The organism is Pseudoalteromonas sp. SWXJZ10B (genome assembly GCF_015864475.1).
GTDB classification, from domain to species: Bacteria; Pseudomonadota; Gammaproteobacteria; order Enterobacterales; family Alteromonadaceae; genus Pseudoalteromonas; species Pseudoalteromonas arctica.
In genome coordinates this window covers 28,712-48,768 of the sequence record NZ_JADYXD010000015.1, presented here as the reverse complement: position 1 = coordinate 48,768, position 20,057 = coordinate 28,712, and the positions used below count along the sequence as shown (strand labels likewise).

Here is a 20,057-nt window from a genome sequence, read left to right as displayed (position 1 = left end):
AAAGGACGTAAAAATGGGATTCATGGACATATTTAACGAACTCAAGGCCAATAAAAGTCACTTTAGTGTTGCTATACAAGGCATGCCTGACGGAATGGTCTATGTAACCGACTTTGAGTCTAGAGACGATCGTTTATGTGAAGACTATGAATTTAAAATCCAAGTATTGAGCCCTGAGCATTTAACATCTGAAATGCTAATAGGCAAAGATGTATCGTTATCACTAGTGTGGTCAATGTTAGATCGGACTATATCAGGGTTAATTAGTGGTTTTATAGCGCATGGTCAAAGTCATCAGGGGTACCACTATACTTTGATCATGAGTTCTCATTTAACATTACTTAAGCATCAGCATTCTAACCGTGTATTTACTGCTATGGATGCAGGTAAAATTATTTCGAGCGTGTTTGAAAAAGCAGGTTTCCCTGCGCAAAAATTAAATGTGCAAGCAAGCTCAACCATGCTTGATATGACCGTGCAGTACAACGAAACTGATTACGAATTTGTAACACGCTTAATGCGTAAGCACGGTTTTGTATACAGCTTTGTAGAGCAAACGGGTGGTGAATGTACATTGTATATTTGCAATGATTCTAATGGTATAGCGCAAGAGTTTGATGAAATAAACCTAAGCTATGTACCGCCATCTGGGCAAGTAAGAACGAGTGAGTCAATTTTTGCTATAAGTAGACAGGCCCAATTATTTCCACAAAGCACGCACTTAGATGATTACAACTACCAAGCTCCGGGTAATTTGCAAGTTTCAAAAAATAACAGTGCGTCAGTTATTGGTTTTGGTGAAGATAGTCATTACGGTGATAATTACGGGCAATCAAACGAAGGCCAAGACTTAGCAACTATCAGACAGCAAGCGTTTGATTGCCAACGTGAGCAAATAATAATAGATACAGACTGCAGGGCGCTTCGCCCTGGTATGCGTTTAAATATTTATGACCACCCAGAGCATGATGGTCAGTATTTAGTGACGCGTGTAGAGCACAAAGGTAGCCAAAGTGCTTCGGTTGAATACGGCTCTAATGTAAAGGGCTTAACGTATAAAAACCAAGCTTATTTAATTAGTGTTAACCAGCCTTATAAAGCTCCATTACGCCCAGCGAGACGTGTGTTTGCAACGTTTAATGCATTAATTGAGCAAGAAATTGACGACAAAGGTAACTACGTAGTAAAACTACCGTTTAATCAAGATGGAGAAGGCCAAGAAAGCCGTCCTACACGTTTAATGCAACCTTACGGCGGCAGCGGGCACGGTATGCATTTTCCACTAACGCAAGGTACAGAAGTGCTCGTGTGTGGTGAAAATGGTGATTTAGACAGGCCTATAATTTTAGGCGCACTTTATAATGAAAATGCTCCAAACCCTGTTACAAGCGAAAACCCAACTGAAAACAAATTAGTAACTAAAGCTGGGCACAGCTTTGTAATGGATGACAAAAAAGGCGAAGAGAAGATAAGCCTTGCCAATAAAAACAATAAAAACCAATTAATACTCGATGCAACAAATGGTGCGCACCAGGCAATGTTAAAGTCTGTTGATGGTGATGTTAAAATTTCTGCGAAAGAAAACCTTCAGTTTGTTGCCGAGAACGACGCAAACTTTACAGTCGCTAATAATTTTACAACCCGAGTAGAAAACAATCTGCAAATTCAAACCCGCGAGGGAGATATTACAGTTACCTCGGCTGCGGATTTAACTCTAAACTCAGCCTCAAATAGTCGTATTCAAGCGGCTGACGGTAACTTAGAGCTCACAGCAACTGATGAGCTTAAAATGCAAGCGCAGCAAGACATTAGCGTTTACTCGGTAGACGGCAACCTTGAGCTACAAGCACCTCAAGGTGATTTAGAGCTAAATAGTGGCGGTAACATCACTATAAAAGCAAATGGGCAGGGTTCAATTCAGTTAAGTCAAGGTGGCGCAAGTATAGAAATTGATGCTGCGGGTAACCTCACAATTGATGCCACTAATATAACGTTAAGTGCCACTAATATAGCAATTAAAGGCAGTGCAATTAGTAATAACTAAGTTAAAGGAGTAATTTAATGAACGCTAAAGTTAAAAGTATATTTAATCACGATCAGCAACTTGCACCTGTAAGTAAAGTTGATGAATTTGGCCGAGTTAAAGGCGTTACAATAAATAACGACGAACATAATGTGGTAGCACAAGCGGCGCATATAACACCATGCCAAGTGGGCGACACAGTACTGCTTACCCATACTGCACAGGGCTTTATAGTAACAGGCCTACTTGCAAATGAAGATCAAGCACCCGCTGCATTCATTCAAAATAGCCAAGGCCATATTGTTATTGAAGCTCAGCAAAGTATTAGCCTTCAAACGGCTAAAGGGACGATAGAAGTATTTGCCGACGGGACGATAGTGCTCGAAGGGCGAGATATAACGGCTAATAGCGAGCAAGATCTTACTTTGGCTGGCTGGCCAATTAGGCTCAATTAACACTATGTTTGCTCAAGTCGCTCAAGTCGCTAAAGTTAAGCAGCATCAGCAGCGTTTAACTACTCTATTAAAACACAAACAAAAGTTGCAAGCGCAAGGTGTTTATCCGCTTGCTCGACTCAATGTAATTGAAAGCCAATTACTAAATCATTTATACACACTCAGCGATTTAAAAAGTGATGCACCCACAGATTACTTTGCAGGTAAAAATTTAACACAAGTAAGTCATTTAGCGCTTAATGAATTTATTACCCTTGCGATAGAAAGCCCAGAGCACCAAAGTATCTACACGCTATTGCTACAAAGTCTTAATTTAAAAAGTGAACTTAACAGCGGCGAAACTTTTTTAGCTTTAAAGTCGGATAAACATTTAAGTTATTACAGTGTATTACAGCACTTACTTGGTTATTGGCAGTTAGATGATAATAAAGCACTGCGTAATAGTGTACTCAACGAAAAAGAACAGCTTGATAGTAACGCGATTACTTTACTTTTTTCACAGCACTTAAGCGAAACAGAGCTTAGCCATGCCATGTTACATACTAACTTTGATATTGCTTATGCAGCACTCGTGAATGCCTATTGTAATAAAACAAGTAACTTATCAGACATACTATTTAAAGTATTTGCTAAAACAAATGATGACGACAAAAAAGCAAAATTACTTGCCCTAGCAGGGCTTACTAACGATCCGCGCTGGGATGAACCTTGCCTACTTTTTTGTAAAGCTAACCCCGGGCTTTGCCAGCATGTACTAAGCCACTTTGTATATAAGCGCGCATTGCCTTTATTTATTAATTTAATGGCGCATGGGGTAACTCAAAAACCAGCTTACGCAGCATGGCTAATTATTACTAACAGAGCGCTTGCCCAAGCAAACAAAGTAACTGTAGTAGAACCAAATAACGAAAAAAATGTACACAGCGGCATAAACCTTGATGATGCAGAGCATGCAAGGCAAGCGTTTGCATTAGTGCCTGGGGATCAATTGTTAAACGGCGTTAGCTTTGTGTGCAGTAATGCAAAACAAAAATTAAAAATGCTTGCAGGTGAAGTTGTGCAACGCGTTGTAGCACCACATTATTCTTTGCAAAAGGCCTGTGGTTTGTACCATGTATTACTGAGCGCCAAACAATGGCAAAGTGTTATAGCGGAGAGCCCAAGTGCTGAATAACTTTTCTCCTTGGCAGGCTAGCTTTTTTGATGGTTGGTTGAGTGACCGTACGTTGGCTAAAGTTGTCCTTGTAAAACAAAACTTTGAATTTGACGAAAAAGGCAATGTAACACCAAACGAGCCCGGCCCCGATATTGTTTTAGCTGATGACTACGATGGCGACCCCGCATATACACCACTGAGTGAAGTAAACGAGCAAGTCGCCTTTAAAACAGGTTTTGAAGTGTATGGCGACTTTACAGCTTACCCACCCAAAGCCAAACAAGCACGAGTGATTGAAGTAGAGCTTGGCCTTCATAATAAAACGCAGCCACTATTTAAAAAGCGTTTACGTGTAACTGGCGCACGCTTTTGGAAGCGCTCTTTACTTGGGCCTGTTGCAACTGATCCTAATATTATTGAGCCTACACCCATTAATTACAGTAATGCCTTTGGTGGAAAAGACTTTAACGATGAGTCTAATTATCTGCTTGAAAATCCGATAGGGAGAGGGTTTAAGCTTAAAAACAAACAAGCAAAAGGGCAGCAATTACCTTGCATTGAATACGCAAACCAACTACTTCGTAAACCGAGCCATACTACCCCAGTTGCAAGCTTTTCAGCTATACCATCACATTGGTCACCGCGTATAGAGCTTATGCCCGACATTGATCAAAAAGCACTTATGGCAGGCAATTACCCGTTTAAAACAGTACTTGATGAACATTTTAACAATATGGCACCGCTAGATCAGCGAGTAAGAAATGAGTTTACACAAGGGTGGGCGTTTTCACTTTCAGGGTTATACCCGTTACAAGCTTATGGGCAGCATCAGCGAGTTGAGCTTCCCTTTGAAGAGCCTATTGTTCAGCTAGTTAACACATTAAACAGACATACCATTAGTTTGCGCTGCGATACGTTGGTTATTGATTCTGACGCGCAGAGTTTTTCTTTGTTATGGCGCGGTTATATTGACGCAATACACGTAGGCGCAAATAGCCAGTTAGTTGTGGCAAAAAAGGAAACTAACAATGAAGTTTGATGTACTTTGCCATATAAATGCCAGTGGATGTACACCAAGTAGCTTGTATACCGCTGTTGCAAATCAAATGTTGTTTTCTAAACCGAGTAAAGCGCTAATACGTTGCGATATAAGCTTAGATGCCCCCTACATAATGGTAGAAATAGAAGAGCTTGCTCAGCTTGATAGGCAAACCAAATGCTTACTGTTATTAAGTCAGTTGCTTGAAAATATTGATATTACAACACTTAGAAAAACATCCCGCATAAGCCAAATAGTGTTTGTATTACCACAGGATGAGTTAAACAACCCAGTAATAAGTGACGATACACTCAGTGAGCTTTTAGCTGAGGTGATTTCGCAGCAAGTCCCTGATTTTGAACAAACTACAACGCTTGATTTAAAAAGCATAGCGCCAGATACCCTCATTATCGCCGTAGATTCATGCGTTAGTTACCAGTATGTGAGTACTCAAGCAAAAAATAATGTAGTGCAAGTTTTAAATGGCCCCCCTGGTATAATTAATGGTGAAGGTGGATGTGCATTACTTACACATGGGCAAGGTGGGCTAGAAGCACAGCTTTTTAATGGCGAATTAAGTGAGCAGCTTAACCAAGCAGAAGCTCGCGTTAATGATACTTACTTATTTGCAGGTAAACAGTCGTTAGCATGGCAAAAAAAATGGTTTGCTAATACACAAACGCTATATACCCCAGAAGATGAATTACTAGAGCTTGCAGACTTAAACAACACAATAGGTTATCAAGGTGTTGCTAATAACCTAACAGGGTTAGTACTTACGCATAGCTATTTAAATAACCCATTAAGTGAAGGGTTAAATCATGTGTTTTTATTATTTAATTCACCCAATGAGCAATTAATAAAAATTTCAAGGAGTGAAAATTCATGACATACATTAATGCAGCCGCAGGTAAACAAGCGGGTAGTGTTCAGTACGATGTAGACGCGCTAACCGCCGATGTGCGCTCAGGTGGATCGTTAACATGGCGACACAACAACCCAACTTTGTTAGGACTTAATAATAGCGCACGAAGTAACGGCGCATTAGGTAAAGCCAGCAATGTTGCTATTTTTGAAGACAGAGAAGCCGGTGAAGCTGCTTTTTTAGATGAAATAGCACGCCCTAAATACCGTGAAAAAACACTCGGTGAAATGGTAAACACCTTCATACCCGACTATATAATTCCGCCACCAGAATGGGATGATGAAAAAAACGAACCTATTTTGCCGTGGAACGAGCCACAAACGGGTATGGACGTTAATACCCCTATAACAGACGCGCAGCTATTTTTAGATTTAGTCTCAAGTCACTTAGGGTGGCAAGCCGGCAGTCAAGAACAGTTAACCAAAGATACACAATCGCAAGCAGCGCAAGTAGCCACAGTATCAGGGCAAAATGTATTAATTAATGGCCGCACCGCAGTGCACCAAAGTAGCGGCGGCAAGCTAAGCACTATTGATATATGTTTAACAACGGTAGGCCCAAGTGTCATCCCAATCCCTTATCCAAATATGGCCGCAGCAAGCGATGTAGCAAGTGTGGCGGGGTCAGTAAAAATAAATGGTAACGGTGCTGCCAACATAAAAAGTAATTTTTCAAAAAGTACGGGTGATATGCCAGGTGATAAAAAAGGCCTAATGAGCGGCACTAACGATGGTAAAGCTGAATTTATTATGGGCTCATTTAACGTACTCATTGAAGGCAAACCCGCTGTTCGCCAAGGTGACTTAATGATTTCAAACTCAAAAAACACCCCACCCATGCCGCTAGCGCAATCAGGTGGCGCATCACCAAGAGGGTTAAGTGTGCAAGTGAGAAGTAGTTTGGGTGACCAGCAAGTCGGTAAAAAAATAGTCATAAAAATATCAGGATCTGAAAAGTTAGACGAAGATGGAGTGTCGATAATATGAGTGATATGAGTATAGCTAACAAAGTTAATATTATAGCTGAACATAGAGAACTGGTATTTGAGAGCCAATCTGAAGGGGATAAAAGCGTATCTTTAATGGTGAAGGATAAGTCAATTGACGGTCGCCAAGAAGGTTATTATAAGATACCGCTTTATAAAATAAATGCTAGAGATGCAGATGACACTGCAGTGGATATTGAGCTTGTTCATATTTTTCCTCTTCGCTACGCGCATCCTGATGATGAAATTGATGGAAATAAAAATAACCTAAGGAATGGCTTTCTATATGTATATTTAGATGGGCATTTATGGCGAGAACTTAAGGTAACGACAGATAAAGATGTAACAAGGTTTAATGATATTAATCTTGCTTGGCAGAAAGGCTCTCTTACTTGGAAAACAAATAAAGGCTTTCGTGAGGCGACTGGTGAAACACTTAAAACGATTATAGTACCTAATAAACTTAATGGAAGTAACTGCCAAGTACAAATTGCTTTTTCTGAAGTGCAGTGGTCGTGGAAACAAATTCAATTATTTGGAGGGTTTAATCCTGAAGACCCAAGGTTAAACTACGGAGAGCCGGTTAAGCCAGGAGATAATAATGCTGATGCAATAGAGCTTCGAAACAACAGATTGTTTACGTTAGATAAGCTTGATGATTTTGAGCAAGGCTATAGTAGCAATCAGTTACCTCAGCATGTTGTACTCGATGTAGTAAACAAAGCTGGAGTTTATTGTCCCGTTATACCCGATGCAATAGGAAAAGTAAGACAAGCCGCTGCAGATATCACGCTTACTCGCTCAGTGATTAGCTCACTACCGATTGAGCAAGTAGCAAATGGACAAACGGTTTCGAGTGTTGATGAGCTCTCAAAAGAGCAGCGAGGTGAGCTTGAATTAGCATCGTTTGTTCAACAGACCTTTTTTGCTTTCCCCCAGTCTGTGTCTGACAAATTAGCAACATATGGTGAAGACAGTGTCTCTGAGCAAGAGCAGGACATTGCTAATGATTATAAAAAGTGGGTAGAAAATAAATTTGATAAAACAGCATTCAGAAAGTTTCTAGCAACAGAAAAAGTGCTTGTGCTTGGTGAGTATATCAATGAGCTAAGAGCCAATGTAAAAGACCTTATAGAGGATGAAGATACTGCTTCTAGCTTTTATCAAAGTGCAAGAGATTATGCATACCACTCAGGTAACCGACGACTCGATATATATCAACTTATGTGTGACGTATTAGCCCCTCTAAAAGATTTAACGGCAGACTTGCTTCGCTCAAGCGTAGTGTATGACCAAGACGCGCAAAAGCTTAAGCAAATCGACAGTAATGACCTAGGACAGCACATAATCTTAAAAGTGTTAGGTACACACCCTGAGGATACCAGTGACCGTTCAAATTTATTGAAACTACATAAGTTACTATTCCCTGATGAAACCAGTAGTAAGCCAAATTTGACTGAATATAAGTGTTTTCGAGATAAAAAAGATCCTAAAAATGTTGATTTTTCTATTGATGAATTTAAGTCTTTGGAGAATCAAGATGATCAACTTGATGGTTATATAGAAGGCGATTTAACGCAAGTATTTAGGCGTAGTAGCCAAGCTATATGGGGCTTTTTTAATATTATTATGGAAGTACCATCTGCCACTTATTCTATGTCTCAAGGTGGCGGAACAATTAAAGATGTGTTTACTGCTCGTAGAAAAAAACAATCTACCCTTCAGCAAGAAAGTAATGAGGTAAAGCAACAAATATCAAACTTAAAAGAACAGATAAAAAATAAACAAAACGAAATTAAAAGTTCTGAAAAAACACGCAATGAGCTAATTCAAGAAGCGCGTAACCAAGGTATTGATAGCGATGATATCACCGAGCAATTAAACAGGCAGCTTAAACAAAGAAACAAAGAATTAGATCATTACAAAACATTACTTAAACAAGCAAAAACAAAAAGTAGTGTCACCCGTGCGCATTTATCAACGCTAAAAAGTGTGGGTTTAGACATGCTTAATAGTGAGGCACGTATTAAGTCAGTTGCGATGTCGTATAACCCCTATCAAAAAATAATGCATCTCGCGCACATGGTTTCGGATGGTTTACTCGTTGAGATTGATATTGATGTTAATGACTACTATGAAGGTAACTTACCTGATTCAGTCGTCCCGCTTAATTTTGACAGCCGTTCTAAGCGTGCCGAACAACGAATTTTAGAATTTAATAAAATAACCGAAGGTATTGACGAAGCACTGAGCCAGGGTAGTTACCCAGGCAATGGCGGAACGCGGCCCATTGTTAAACTTAAAGTTAACGATAAAGTAACCATACCCGCTCGTTTAGATCTTATTACAAGCTTAGATGGCTCTTTAAATGAACTTGAAGCCATGGTCACTAAGCAATACTACCAATCAGACAACGCCAAGAACAAAGTGATACAAAAAATGGTAGTGCTAGATAAGGATAAGTTGGCAGCACTAGAAGAAAGCTTTGATGAACTTAGTGATGATTTAAGAGAAGATGAAGCTAGGCTGGGGAAAACAAACTGGGATTTAACTGGGTATAAAGATCATAATAAATCCCTCAAAAAATACGCGAAAACAGCATTGGGTAAGCAGCAAATGGGCAAAGTTGGCTCTGCCAGTATTGGTGTTTTGCCGTTTGTTTCTGGGCTAGAAGCCATCAACTTTTATACCGTTATAACTGGTGATGGCGTTAGTGCGATAGATAAAGCATCAGCGTTTGCTGATTTAGTTGATATAATGGTGAATATAGGTAAAGACCTTATTGAGCGTCGTTATGGTATGCCAAGCTCTGGTCAGTTGATTTTATATGCTGACAATAAAGTGCCAGCTAGCGAGCTTAGTAAAAAAATACTAAGAGGAAGGCTCAGTGTTTTATCAGCAAAAGTAGCCCTATTTTACACTGCAAACTTTTTTACATTAGTAGCTGGTGCTATTAGTACGTATGTGGCTGTAAGAGATGCCGTTAATGAATATAACAAGGGTAATGTGGATCTTGCCACGGCTAATTCTGTTATGGCTTTAGGCTTTTTAAGCATGACCGCAGCGTCGGGCATTGCCATTGTCACTAAAGGGGCATCTGCATTGATCGCCGTATTTGGGATAGCAGGCTTAGTGATAATTCTAATTGCGGCAGGGCTTATTTATTACTTTAGCGAATCAGAGGTTGAGGCATGGCTACATGCAAGCCCATGGGGTAAGGCTGCTTTTATTAACGATGGTTCAATAAGTGTGCGAGCCGAACAATGGAGAAATCGCCCTGATTTAGCACTACTCGATATATATAACGCACTTTATAAGCCTTATACAAAAGTAATCGCGAATGAACATTCCAAAACAGTCTCAATGGGGTTAACAGCTCCCGTAGTAGCAGTGAAAGAAGGTGTCGATACAAAAGTTAGCTGGCGAATGCTTCCACCTGATAAGGGAATGCTAAATTATTATGCGGCATCATTATTAACAGATTATGACTCTAGACTGGCAAGGTTCACTAAGCATAAGCACTTTAGTCAAATTCCTTTAGACTCGGTTATTTTTCTTAAAAGTATATGGACTTTGCAGCCAGCTCGAACAGGTTGGCAAGCTGAAACAAATAACCACGTTTTATTGGCCGCGCTCGGGTTAGAATCAGGCGACCAAATAGAGCTTAAATTAGAGGCAACAGTTTATCCAAATGGCAAAGGCCAGCCGACTATTCAAGGTTTTAATAGTACCTATGGCTTACCAATCGAGTATTACAAAGCGGGTGAAAAACCTGGAGCATTATCTTGGGGTGATGACCGCAGGTACAGTCACCGCATTGGTCAAGTAATCAGCCAAGCAGTAATTAATTTATAAGAAGTAGATCGCGTAAAGGAGTAACTATGAACATAGATGATAAAAACGTAGAGGAAGAAAAAATATTTAATGAGCTAGCTGAGCGTCTCATTGCTGAAGAGGAAGATGGTTTAACTCACGAAGAACGAGAAAAAATAAAAAGAGAAAACCGTATTAACGCAATTAAACAGTGGTGCGTTGAAAATCCTGGTCGAGACCCCGCTAGAGCAAAAGATAAAACCATAAAGCAACTGGCTTTGGATGAAAAAGCGGTGGTGCGAAGAGAAGAGTTTAGAAAAAATAACCCCGAGAAAGTGGCTGAAATACGAAAGCGAACTAGAAACGAAAGAAGATACCGTGATAATAGAGCAACCTACGAAGAGCAACTGCCAAGAGACTACTTACATAAAGACAGCTATGAAACGCGATTAAAAAAAGCCGAAGCACTCAATGGTTGCAGGTTCAAAACTCGCACGTTTAAAAGTAAGCGTTTTACTGATGAATATGCGGCAGAGCTTGAATCCCCAGATAGTGGGTCAACACTTGAGGGACATTGGGTTCGCACCGATGGGCAACAACTTGCTATTTCATGGTTTGGGGGGTGGTCGAATTTATTTACTATTCTTGGCTTTGGTTGTACGAGCCTCGCATTACTCGTATTTGGTTTCCATATTCTTGCTCTTATCATGGACGGGTTTGAATATTTCTGGGTGATGGCTTCAATCTATGTGATGCTCTTTGGTTTAGGAGTGTTTACGTTAAAACACCGAGCTATTTTATCGCACCGAGATAAGTTTTACTTTAATCGCCATACTGGGCTTGTAAAAACTCCGCATACATTACTTAGAAAACCGTTTTACTTACCTTACGAAGATATTGTTTGCTATGGTGCAAATGAGCTTAATGTCGGCTCAGCCCGTGGTGGTTCACGCGTGTTTGTGTCCCTTATGGTGCCGTTAAAATACCCGAAACGTTATCGTCTCACTAAACCAATATTTTACGTGGGTGGTTTTAACCGAGAGTGGGATTCGCTGCAATATGCAACAGCCATGACTTTTATGGATACATCAATCCCGCTTGGCACGCATTTATATCAATCGATAGAGCACTACTTCAAAATCGATAAAGATATAACGGAAAAACACGCTTTTCCTGAGGAGCTAAAACCTTATTTAGACCCGGATGACTGCCAAGTAAACAGACATGAAGTATGGTGATGTAAAAAACAACGCTGAGCATAAATAGTAGCTTTACTTTATTAAAACCAACCTTAAATAATAGAGCTTTTATTGTTTAAGGTACTTTAAAAGGATTTTTATGAATCGCTTTGCATTTAAAAATTTATCACTCGCAATGCTTATGAGTTTTTTTGTCTATTTTTTATTGAGTTATAATTCATTAAACTCAAGACCCATTTTAAGTTTTAATAGTACTACATACGATAATAATATATGCAACACAGTAGCTGGAGCATGTTCGAGTTTAGTACCTTGGGATTCGTTTTTTTTATTACCACTGGTAATGTCTATAGTATTTTTTTTAGTATTAAAAACGGCTGATAAATTCAACCTCTGTGTCTATTTTTTTCTGTCTAATTTTTTTATACTTGTTAATGGTGATTACCCTTATGTTTTTTATTACTTGATTGAGGGTGGGGTAATTTTGTCATTGTTATGTTTCTTTAATTCGAAACAGAATAAAGATAAAAAAGAAAAGAATAAAAGTGACCGTTTTTTTCATTGTCGAAATTATTTAAACACATTAGATAAAACAGGCGTATTTACTGGGATGGCTGCTGAAAAAGAACTCTTATCATTCTTTTTGAACAGTTTTTTAATCTTATTTTCTTTAATTATTATGATTTTATTTCCTTTCTTAAGTTTTTATATTAAAGGTGAAATAGATTTTAATACACTGAGTTTCATATCAACTTCTTTTATTAAAAGCGCTTTTTTAAATTCAAATATAACGTGGTTTATTTTAATTACATTACTTTCCCTTTTGTCGTTGCTATACCGTAAAGTATATGGAATTAATTTAGCTAAAACTAACAATGAGCAATAGCTTAGCGCAGTAGTTGTTTATGGGCATACCTTAAGCGCATTATAAAAGCCGCTTTATAACTTAAAGGAAGTTTGAGCTTGAGCTATACATAGTTTGAGTTTGTTAAAGGAATAATATGTCTATTTATAATTACTTAGGTGGCCCGCTGGCTAAAAAAACAATTTTTAATAAATACTTTAATGCTAAGACAAGTAAAAGTCTTACAAGAAAATTTGGTGGATTATGTATTCTTTATGATTGGCTATATATCGATAAGTTAGGCCTAAAGGCACAACCCCAGCGCTTTCAAGTCCATTCATGCGGTAATGACCCCATGAGAGCACTTATCTTTGGTCCCATGTTTTTGGGGTTTTGTGGTAGTTTGGTTGTTGCTTTAGATATAATGCTAATCCCATTTCATGGAGAGGACGATGCTTTTCATTGGTGGTTACTTTATTTAGTACTCGGCTTTAACCTTACATTTTTAAACCTTCAACCACTCTGGGATAGGATGGCGCCTCCTAAGTTAGCGTATTTTGACCGTCAAACAGGTATGGTTGGTTATACCTTTGATATCCCAGATTGTGAAGCACGAGATGAGTTTGGTAATTGCTGTTTTGATTGGCGAGATATGCAATGCTCATTAATAAACGAAAGCACCTCGCAGTCGGGCTCGCGGGCATTTTTTCCAAGACTCTCCCATAAAAATATAGATAAATACCCACAAACAAAAATGACGATTGTAGTGACAGAGTTAGCACAAAACCCAATTTATTGTTTACTGTTTTGGGAGCGCCTAGTGCGCTTTATGGATAACACCAAGCCATTACCTGATATACCTGAATATGAGGGGTACAGGCACCTAGATTCAATCACCGCTGAGTTTGATAAACAAAACAATCGCCCTGAGGTTTACTGGCGTGACATGAGCTTTGCACAACAAACCGAAATATATGATGAGCTATATGCTGAAGCATATAAAATAGATTGGTACAGCGACGAGCCACAACCCGAAATCACCAAACCATGGCAACGCTGGACGCCTGAGCCCGAGCGAAAACAAACACTTAATTGAAAATACAAAGCGAAACGTTTATTTATGCAATTAACGTGTGGGATACCCTGAGTACCTTTTATGGCGGGATTTAGTTTATATAATAAGAATGGCTGTCTAGTTTTATTATCACAATGAGAGTGAAAAATCAGGGCTGCATTTTTTAATGATGACCGCAAGTATAGCCATCGCATTGGTCAAGTGTTCAGCCAAGCAGTAATTAATTTATAAGAAGTAGATTGTTAAAGGAGTAACTATGAACATAGATGATAAAAACGCAGAGGAAGAAAGAATATTCAATGAGCTAGCTGATCGCCTCATTGCTGAAGAGGAAGACGGTTTAACTCACGAAGAAAGAAAAAAAATAAAAAGAGAAAACCGTATTAACGCAATTAAACAGTGGTGCGCTGAAAACCCAAATCGAGACCCCGCTAGAGCAAAAGATAAAACCATAAAGCAACTGGCTTTGGATGAAAAAGCGGTGGTGCGAAGAGAAGAGTTTAGAAAAAATAACCCCGAGAAAGTGGCTGAAATACGAAAGCGAACTAGAAACGAAAGAAGATACCGTGATAATAGAGCAACCTACAAAGAGCGACTACCAAGAGACTACTTACATAAAGACAGCTATGAAACGCGATTAAAAAAAGCGGAAGCACTCAATGGTTGCAGGTTCAAAACTCGCACGTTTAAAAGTAAGCGTTTTACTGATGAATATGCAGCAGAGCTCAAGTCGCCTAATCGTGGCTCAACACTTGAGGGACATTGGGTAGAGAGCGATGGTAAGCAGTTGGCTATTTCATGGTTTGGAGGGTGGTCAAACTTATTTACTGCTCTAAGTTTCCTGCTAATGGTCGCTGCGGTTATGTTTTTTTTCGTTGACTTGGTTGTTATTGGTTTTGTGTGGGGCGACTATCGGTGGGTGCCATTTGCAATATATGCACCTATGTTTATTGTCGGTTTTTATATGCTGAAACACCGGGCCATATTAGCGCACCGAGATAATTTTTATTTTAATCGTCATACCGGTCTTGTAAAAACCCCGCATACTCTATTCAGAAAACCGTTTTACTTACCTTACGAAGACATTGTTTGCTATGGCGCAAATGAGCGTAATGTCGGTTCAGCACGTGGTGGCTCACGTGTATTTGTGTCACTCATGGTGCCGTTAAAATACCCTAAACATTATCGCTTTACCAAGCCTACTTTTTATGTAGGTGGTTCAAATCGTCAGTGGGATTCACTGGCATACGCCACAGCCATGACTTTTATGGATACATCAATCCCACTTGGCACGCATTTATATCAATCGATAGAGCATTACTTCAAAATCGATAAAGATATAACAGAAAAACACGCCTTTCCTGAGGAGCTAAAACCTTATTTAGACCCTGATGACTGCCAAGTAAACAGACATGAAGTTTGGTGATGTAAAAAACAGCGGTTAGTGTGAATCGCTGTTTTACTTTATGAAAAATCAACTTTAAAAACACAATTAGAGTGGCTGTCTAGTTTAATTATGAATTTGATGATAATAGCCTTAGCCTAAATGCTGCAGTTTATGAGTTTGAAATTGAATCACCTAGTATCAGTGTGTTTGATGTTGAAATAACACCAACACTTATATACAACGAAGATTTAACCTTACTAATAGATTTTGATGCATTTGAAAAGCCAATTAAAAATGCTTCACCTGATTTAGCAATCGCATAAGGAATCTGATGCAAAATAAAAATTACTTCGGTGTTGGAATAATGCCAAAGAAAACGAACTTTAATCGCTTTTTTGAATATCGCAGTATAAAAAATACATATCACGAATTTAAAGGCCTGTGTTTTTTATATGATTGGCTTGATACGAACAAGTTATATGAAAGTCAGCGCGAAAAATACAAAGTTGTCCCTTGTGGCAATAACCCTATAAAAGCCATTTTATTTGGGCCAATGGCTATAGGGGCTGTATTAAGTCTATTATTACTAATAGCCTGTGTCGTAGCAACATACTCTGAAGAGCCATTCCCTTGGTGGCTTGTAATCTTTACCTTTTCTTGGAATTTATTCTTTTTAAATTTATTACCGATCACAGCAAGATACATACCAGATAGGGTGATGTACCTTGATAGGCAAAACCAAACGGTCGGGTTTACTTTTGAGATACCAGGTTGTGAACAAAGAGATGACTTAGGTAACTGTTGCTTTAAATGGGAAGAGATTGTTTGCAGGTTAACCTCGAAAATGGGCGCGCCGGGTGTAATGAATTACTTTCCAGAAATTAGTCATATAGACCAAGATAAGTACCCTAAAACAATAGTAACCGGTTCAGTTGTAGAACTTTCAGCCAATCCAGTGCATTGTTATTTATTGTGGGAGTGTTATGTACGTTTTATGGATTTAAGTAAGCCATTGCCCGATGTGCCTGTATATGAACAACACCGTCATTCAGATCCAATTACAGCAGAGTTTGATAAAAAAAATAATCGTCCTTCAGACTTTTGGGTAGACTTTTCAATTGAACAACAAATTGAAATTAGGGACGAAATTTTAGAAGATGCTTTTCCATTTGATTGGTTAAAAGGTAGAGAGCAGAAAGAAGTAATCAAACCTTGGCTGCATTGGAAAGCAGAGCCTGAGCGCATAGAGCAATTAACGTGGAAATATAAAGTAAAGCGTTTATTGATTCAACTTTTTATCGGCTTTCCGTGAGACTGTTTAAGTTTCAGAGTCCATGATACTTTAACAATCAGAAAAGGAAATTAAACAGAGGCACCTTAAAGTGCCTCTGTTTATTAAAGGAATCTGGTGCAAAATAATGACTACCTAGCCGCTGATATTATGCCTAAAAAAACGCGGTTCAATCGTTTTTTTTATCCTGAGAGATTAAATAGTCTTAAGGGTAAGTTTAAAGGCTTGTGTTACTTGTATGACTTACCTTCTAAAAAACAGAAGGCAATACAAAAACACCCAGAGCGATATAAAATAGAAATGTGCGGGAATAGCCCAATTAGAGTTATATTATTTGGCCCAATCATAATCGGCTTTGTTTTAAGTTTGTTATTTTTATTCTCTTGTATTGTGATGACTTACTCCGAGGAACCTTATCAATGGTGGATACCTATACTTACTTTTTCTTGGAATTTGTTTTTTCTTAATTTACTGCCGCTAACAGACAGTTACATCCCCAAAAAACAAATATACTTTGATAGACAAAAGCAGCTAGTAGGCTTTACTTATCCAATCCCAGGTTGCGAAGCGCGTGATGAGCAGGGTAATTGTTGTTTTAAGTGGGCTGATATTGTATGCCATTTAGATATGGTTGCAACACGCCCGGGTGTAATGGGATTTGTACCCTATATAAGCCATGTTGATGGGGATAAATACCCTGACACTAAAATTGTTGTACAAGTGCCGGATAACTCAAATAACTCAAATAACCCAAATAACCCAATGAACTGTTATTTATATTGGGAGCGTGTAGTGCGCTTTATGGACAATAGCCAACCACTTCCTGATGTACCTGAGTATGAAAACTACCGCCACCTTGATGAACCCACCGCTGAATTTGATAAAAAAATGACAGACCTAATAAATTTTGGAGCGACTTTTCACTTGATCAACAAGCCGAAATATGGCAAAAATTTAATAAAGAGGCTGCTCATTTTAATTGGCTCAGAGCGACACCTAACAAAGAAATAATTAAGCCTTGGTTACACTTTAAAGGTGAGCCTGAGCGTATTGAAAAACTAACATGGAAATACAAAGCAAAGCGTTTAGCGCTACAACTGTTTATGGGAATACCTTAAGCGCATTATAAAAGTCGCTTTATAACTTAAAGGAAGTCTGAGCTATACATAGTTTGAGTTTGCTAAAGGAGTATATGTTTAATTATAAGTACTTAGGCGGCTCGCAGTCTAAAAAATAATCTTCAATCAATTCTACGAAGAATGTTAAACGGTTTGTGTATTTTAGTTAATTGACAATATGACATCTTGTATTTATTACTTCTAATACTTTAAGAACAGCTTATCTCGCTTAAAGCTAATATATAAATACTTAGTCATTTCTATTATTGTTATTTTTAATATCGCCAGTAAATCAACTAAATCTATTTAGGCATAACTCTAAGAATAGCGATTTAAAATATGTCACAAGTTGGCTTTTGTTGTTAGGCTAAAAATACAAATATAAGAGGGATTTTTATGATCAAGGCAAGATCGGCTAGCGTGACTTTAACGCTTATTCTATTTTTATTAATACCAATGCAAGGATGTGCAGATATGTTTGGCTTTTTTAACAAACAAGACGTTACGTTGTCGTTGCCTGTAAAAGGCAGGCTATTAAATAATGGTGAGCCTCAACAAGGTGTTAAAGTAACAAGAGAACTCATTTATGGCGACACTTATATTGATGAAGCAATAAGTGATAGTGCTGGCTACTTCTATTTCGATAATAAAACAATACGCAGCTCAAAGCCTTCAAACATGTTTTTTAATAGCTCTTTGCTACAGAGTATTTATATTGAAAACAAAAAAGATGAAGATTCAATCTTGTGGTACACCACAATACAGTTCACAGAAGAGCAAGCACTGCTGTCTGACATATTAAATAACTTTGAATGCGAACTTAGTGAAGAGGCTATAACGTACGATATACCGATAAAAAACACGGGTCAATTTTATACAGTTTATACACGTTGTAAGTTATAGAAATTAGTGAGAAGTTTTATAAAGCCACTAATGTTCATCTATTAGTGGCTTTAATATAACGATTAACGTTTTAACTGTGCTTCATTTTGGTTTAGTAAACGAATTATAGGATTTTGCTCTAATATTTTATTTTTCAAAATATAACCAATAATTAGTCCAGCTATAAAGCCACCAATATGCGCACCATAATCAATGCCATCAGGACCTGTTACTGCACCAAAAATGTTAAATCCTAACCAAATAGCAAAAAACCATACTGCAGAAAGTTTCTTCTGATAAATTATAAACATAAAAGTAAGGCTTGCGTGTCTGAACCACATTAAGTACATGCCAAATAAACCTGCTATGGCGCCACTTGCCCCCACGCCAGGTATATTCGACATTGGGCTTACAATGTAACTTGCAAACGATGCGAGTAGTCCACAGGCTAAATACCATAACAAAAAGCGTTTATGGCCTAACACGTCTTCTAGGTTATCGCCAACGATATATAAAAAGTACATATTGCCGACTAAATGCATTATAGAGCCATGTAAAAATACGCAAGTTAATACAGTCCATAGCTCATTACCTTTGCTTAAATCTGCTGGTGTCATAGCAAAGTTATCAATAACATAGCTAAATGAGCTTGGATTCAAAAAATAAAGTGCAAAAATCAATGTATTTAAAACAATAAGGCCGCGAGTAACCCAAGGGGTTTTTTGTGGTTTAATGTTATATTCAACAGGCATTTGCGTTAAAAATTGGAACAAGTAGGTTTTCCAACTTACTTTTTGATTTAGCTCGCCTAAACTCGCTTTTATTTCAGGGCTTTTTTCTACACTTTCAAGCTCATCTTTATCAATCCAGGTGCCATCGCAGTGTCTACAAACATCAATTTCGGTATGAAAAGCTTCCAGTAAGTGAAAACGTTCTAAACTTTTTTTACAATCAGGGCAGTCAAGCTCAGAAACGCCTAATGGCTCACCAAAGTGAGTTTCAAATTTATCACCTTCTGGGCCGTCATTTATCTCAGAAATCATCCTGTTCACTTCATTTTTCTCGAACCATAAGCCACCACATTCACGGCAAATATCTATTTCTTCACCCTGATAATTGGTTACTTCTAGTGGATGATCTTTACAATGTGGACAGCTTTTAGTTGGCATTTGTAAGTTCCTTTAACGAACCAACAGAAATATCATTCTGTTGTAATTCCATTTTTAATTGTTTAGCGCTATTTTTTAATGCAGGGAGTGTTTGAGTTTTAATTAAATTAGTAATCTCTTTTAATTCTTCAGCTGCTTGTCTAGCGGAAATCCTTTTATTAGCTACAGCGTCTATTAAAAATTTAGCTCTTGAGTAAAATCGACGTATTTGCGTTAGTAATTCACTTGGGGTTTCGAGTGTAGTTGGAGAGTACTGCATCGTTTGCCAAATGTACTTTTCGAGTGTTGGTTTAAAATACTCAATTTCTTTTATTGATGGGCTTTTTGCAAGTAAATTAGCATACTCTTCCATACTGTTTGCATTATCAGCAACTTCGTCAAATAAGGAGGTGCGCAAATAGTAGTTATCTTCCATTTTACTAAATGAGTCAAATTTAAGCGCTTGTTCTAAGCCGCTTTGAGCAGCTAAATACACGCCGAATATAGTAGAAATAACCATAAAAAATTGATTTAGCCAAAAACCAGTACTTTTTAGTTCTTTGTGATCGACCGTTTTAAGGGCTTGCGAAAATTTTTGAGTAACTACAGGTGGTTTTGTATTGTTTTCAGGGGTGTGATTAGTTGGTTCCAACAGTTTGTTCCTTGAATATTTACTTCCTTTTTAGGCGCACAAGAATACTTAAAAATTAACCAGTT

At 38.2% G+C, this 20,057-nt stretch carries 16 protein-coding genes; 14 read left to right on the top strand and 2 right to left on the bottom strand.

Annotated elements, in window-relative coordinates:
• The first annotated feature begins 22 nt into the window (after nucleotides 1-22).
• From I6F54_RS13810 to I6F54_RS13740, 14 genes are all read left to right on the top strand, one after another.
• Entirely contained in the window at nucleotides 23-2,044 is a 2,022-nt protein-coding gene (locus I6F54_RS13810) for a type VI secretion system Vgr family protein (RefSeq protein ID WP_197141948.1), read from the top strand.
• A 17-nt stretch (nucleotides 2,045-2,061) separates the two neighbouring features.
• Nucleotides 2,062-2,478 carry a hypothetical protein gene (locus I6F54_RS13805; protein WP_165729459.1) on the top strand — a complete coding sequence of 139 codons (417 nt, stop codon included), beginning with the start codon at nucleotides 2,062-2,064 and terminating at the stop codon, nucleotides 2,476-2,478.
• A gap of 4 nt (nucleotides 2,479-2,482) precedes the next feature.
• Complete coding sequence (locus tag I6F54_RS13800; protein ID WP_197141869.1) at nucleotides 2,483-3,652, top strand: hypothetical protein; 1,170 nt, start codon at nucleotides 2,483-2,485, stop codon at nucleotides 3,650-3,652.
• A complete protein-coding gene (locus tag I6F54_RS13795; protein WP_165739412.1) occupies nucleotides 3,642-4,673 on the top strand; it encodes a DUF2169 family type VI secretion system accessory protein in 1,032 nt (343 codons plus the stop codon). Before I6F54_RS13800 ends, I6F54_RS13795 begins: the two co-directional genes overlap by 11 nt.
• On the top strand, nucleotides 4,663-5,562 hold the full coding sequence (locus I6F54_RS13790; protein ID WP_165739414.1) for a hypothetical protein: 900 nt from the start codon (nucleotides 4,663-4,665) through the stop codon (nucleotides 5,560-5,562). The genes I6F54_RS13795 and I6F54_RS13790 overlap by 11 nt, the downstream gene beginning before the upstream one ends.
• Nucleotides 5,559-6,584, top strand: a complete 1,026-nt coding sequence (locus I6F54_RS13785) for a DUF4150 domain-containing protein (RefSeq protein ID WP_197141867.1) — start codon at nucleotides 5,559-5,561, stop codon at nucleotides 6,582-6,584. The genes I6F54_RS13790 and I6F54_RS13785 overlap by 4 nt, the downstream gene beginning before the upstream one ends.
• Nucleotides 6,581-10,438 (top strand): toxin VasX, encoded by a 3,858-nt coding sequence (locus I6F54_RS13780; RefSeq protein ID WP_197141865.1) that lies wholly within the window; start codon nucleotides 6,581-6,583, stop codon nucleotides 10,436-10,438. Before I6F54_RS13785 ends, I6F54_RS13780 begins: the two co-directional genes overlap by 4 nt.
• Before the next feature lie 26 nt (nucleotides 10,439-10,464).
• Nucleotides 10,465-11,634, top strand: a complete 1,170-nt coding sequence (locus tag I6F54_RS13775) for a hypothetical protein (RefSeq protein ID WP_231613036.1) — start codon at nucleotides 10,465-10,467, stop codon at nucleotides 11,632-11,634.
• Nucleotides 11,635-11,734: 100 nt separating this feature from the next.
• A complete protein-coding gene (locus tag I6F54_RS13770) occupies nucleotides 11,735-12,481 on the top strand; it encodes a hypothetical protein (RefSeq protein ID WP_197141863.1) in 747 nt (248 codons plus the stop codon).
• 115 nt (nucleotides 12,482-12,596) lie between these two features.
• The gene (locus I6F54_RS13765) at nucleotides 12,597-13,535 is read left to right on the top strand and encodes a hypothetical protein (protein WP_197141861.1); all 939 of its coding nucleotides are present in this window, start codon (nucleotides 12,597-12,599) and stop codon (nucleotides 13,533-13,535) included.
• 235 nt (nucleotides 13,536-13,770) lie between these two features.
• Complete coding sequence (locus I6F54_RS13760) at nucleotides 13,771-14,940, top strand: dolichyl-diphosphooligosaccharide--protein glycosyltransferase subunit 2 (RefSeq protein ID WP_231617037.1); 1,170 nt, start codon at nucleotides 13,771-13,773, stop codon at nucleotides 14,938-14,940.
• A gap of 292 nt (nucleotides 14,941-15,232) precedes the next feature.
• Nucleotides 15,233-16,213, top strand: a complete 981-nt coding sequence (locus tag I6F54_RS13750) for a hypothetical protein (RefSeq protein ID WP_197141859.1) — start codon at nucleotides 15,233-15,235, stop codon at nucleotides 16,211-16,213.
• 96 nt (nucleotides 16,214-16,309) lie between these two features.
• A complete protein-coding gene (locus tag I6F54_RS13745; RefSeq protein ID WP_231617036.1) occupies nucleotides 16,310-17,203 on the top strand; it encodes a hypothetical protein in 894 nt (297 codons plus the stop codon).
• Between the two features lie 503 nt (nucleotides 17,204-17,706).
• Nucleotides 17,707-18,213, top strand: coding sequence for a transthyretin-like family protein (locus tag I6F54_RS13740; protein ID WP_231615273.1), 507 nt, complete (start codon nucleotides 17,707-17,709; stop codon nucleotides 18,211-18,213).
• 62 nt (nucleotides 18,214-18,275) lie between these two features.
• On the opposite strand, the gene I6F54_RS13735 is transcribed toward I6F54_RS13740, so the two are convergent.
• Both I6F54_RS13735 and I6F54_RS13730 read right to left on the bottom strand, forming a co-directional pair.
• Nucleotides 18,276-19,361, bottom strand: coding sequence for a rhomboid family intramembrane serine protease (locus tag I6F54_RS13735; RefSeq protein WP_197141857.1), 1,086 nt, complete (start codon nucleotides 19,359-19,361; stop codon nucleotides 18,276-18,278).
• Nucleotides 19,351-19,992, bottom strand: a complete 642-nt coding sequence (locus I6F54_RS13730; RefSeq protein WP_007584429.1) for a hypothetical protein — start codon at nucleotides 19,990-19,992, stop codon at nucleotides 19,351-19,353. The genes I6F54_RS13735 and I6F54_RS13730 overlap by 11 nt, the downstream gene beginning before the upstream one ends.
• Between the last annotated feature and the right edge of the window lie 65 nt (nucleotides 19,993-20,057).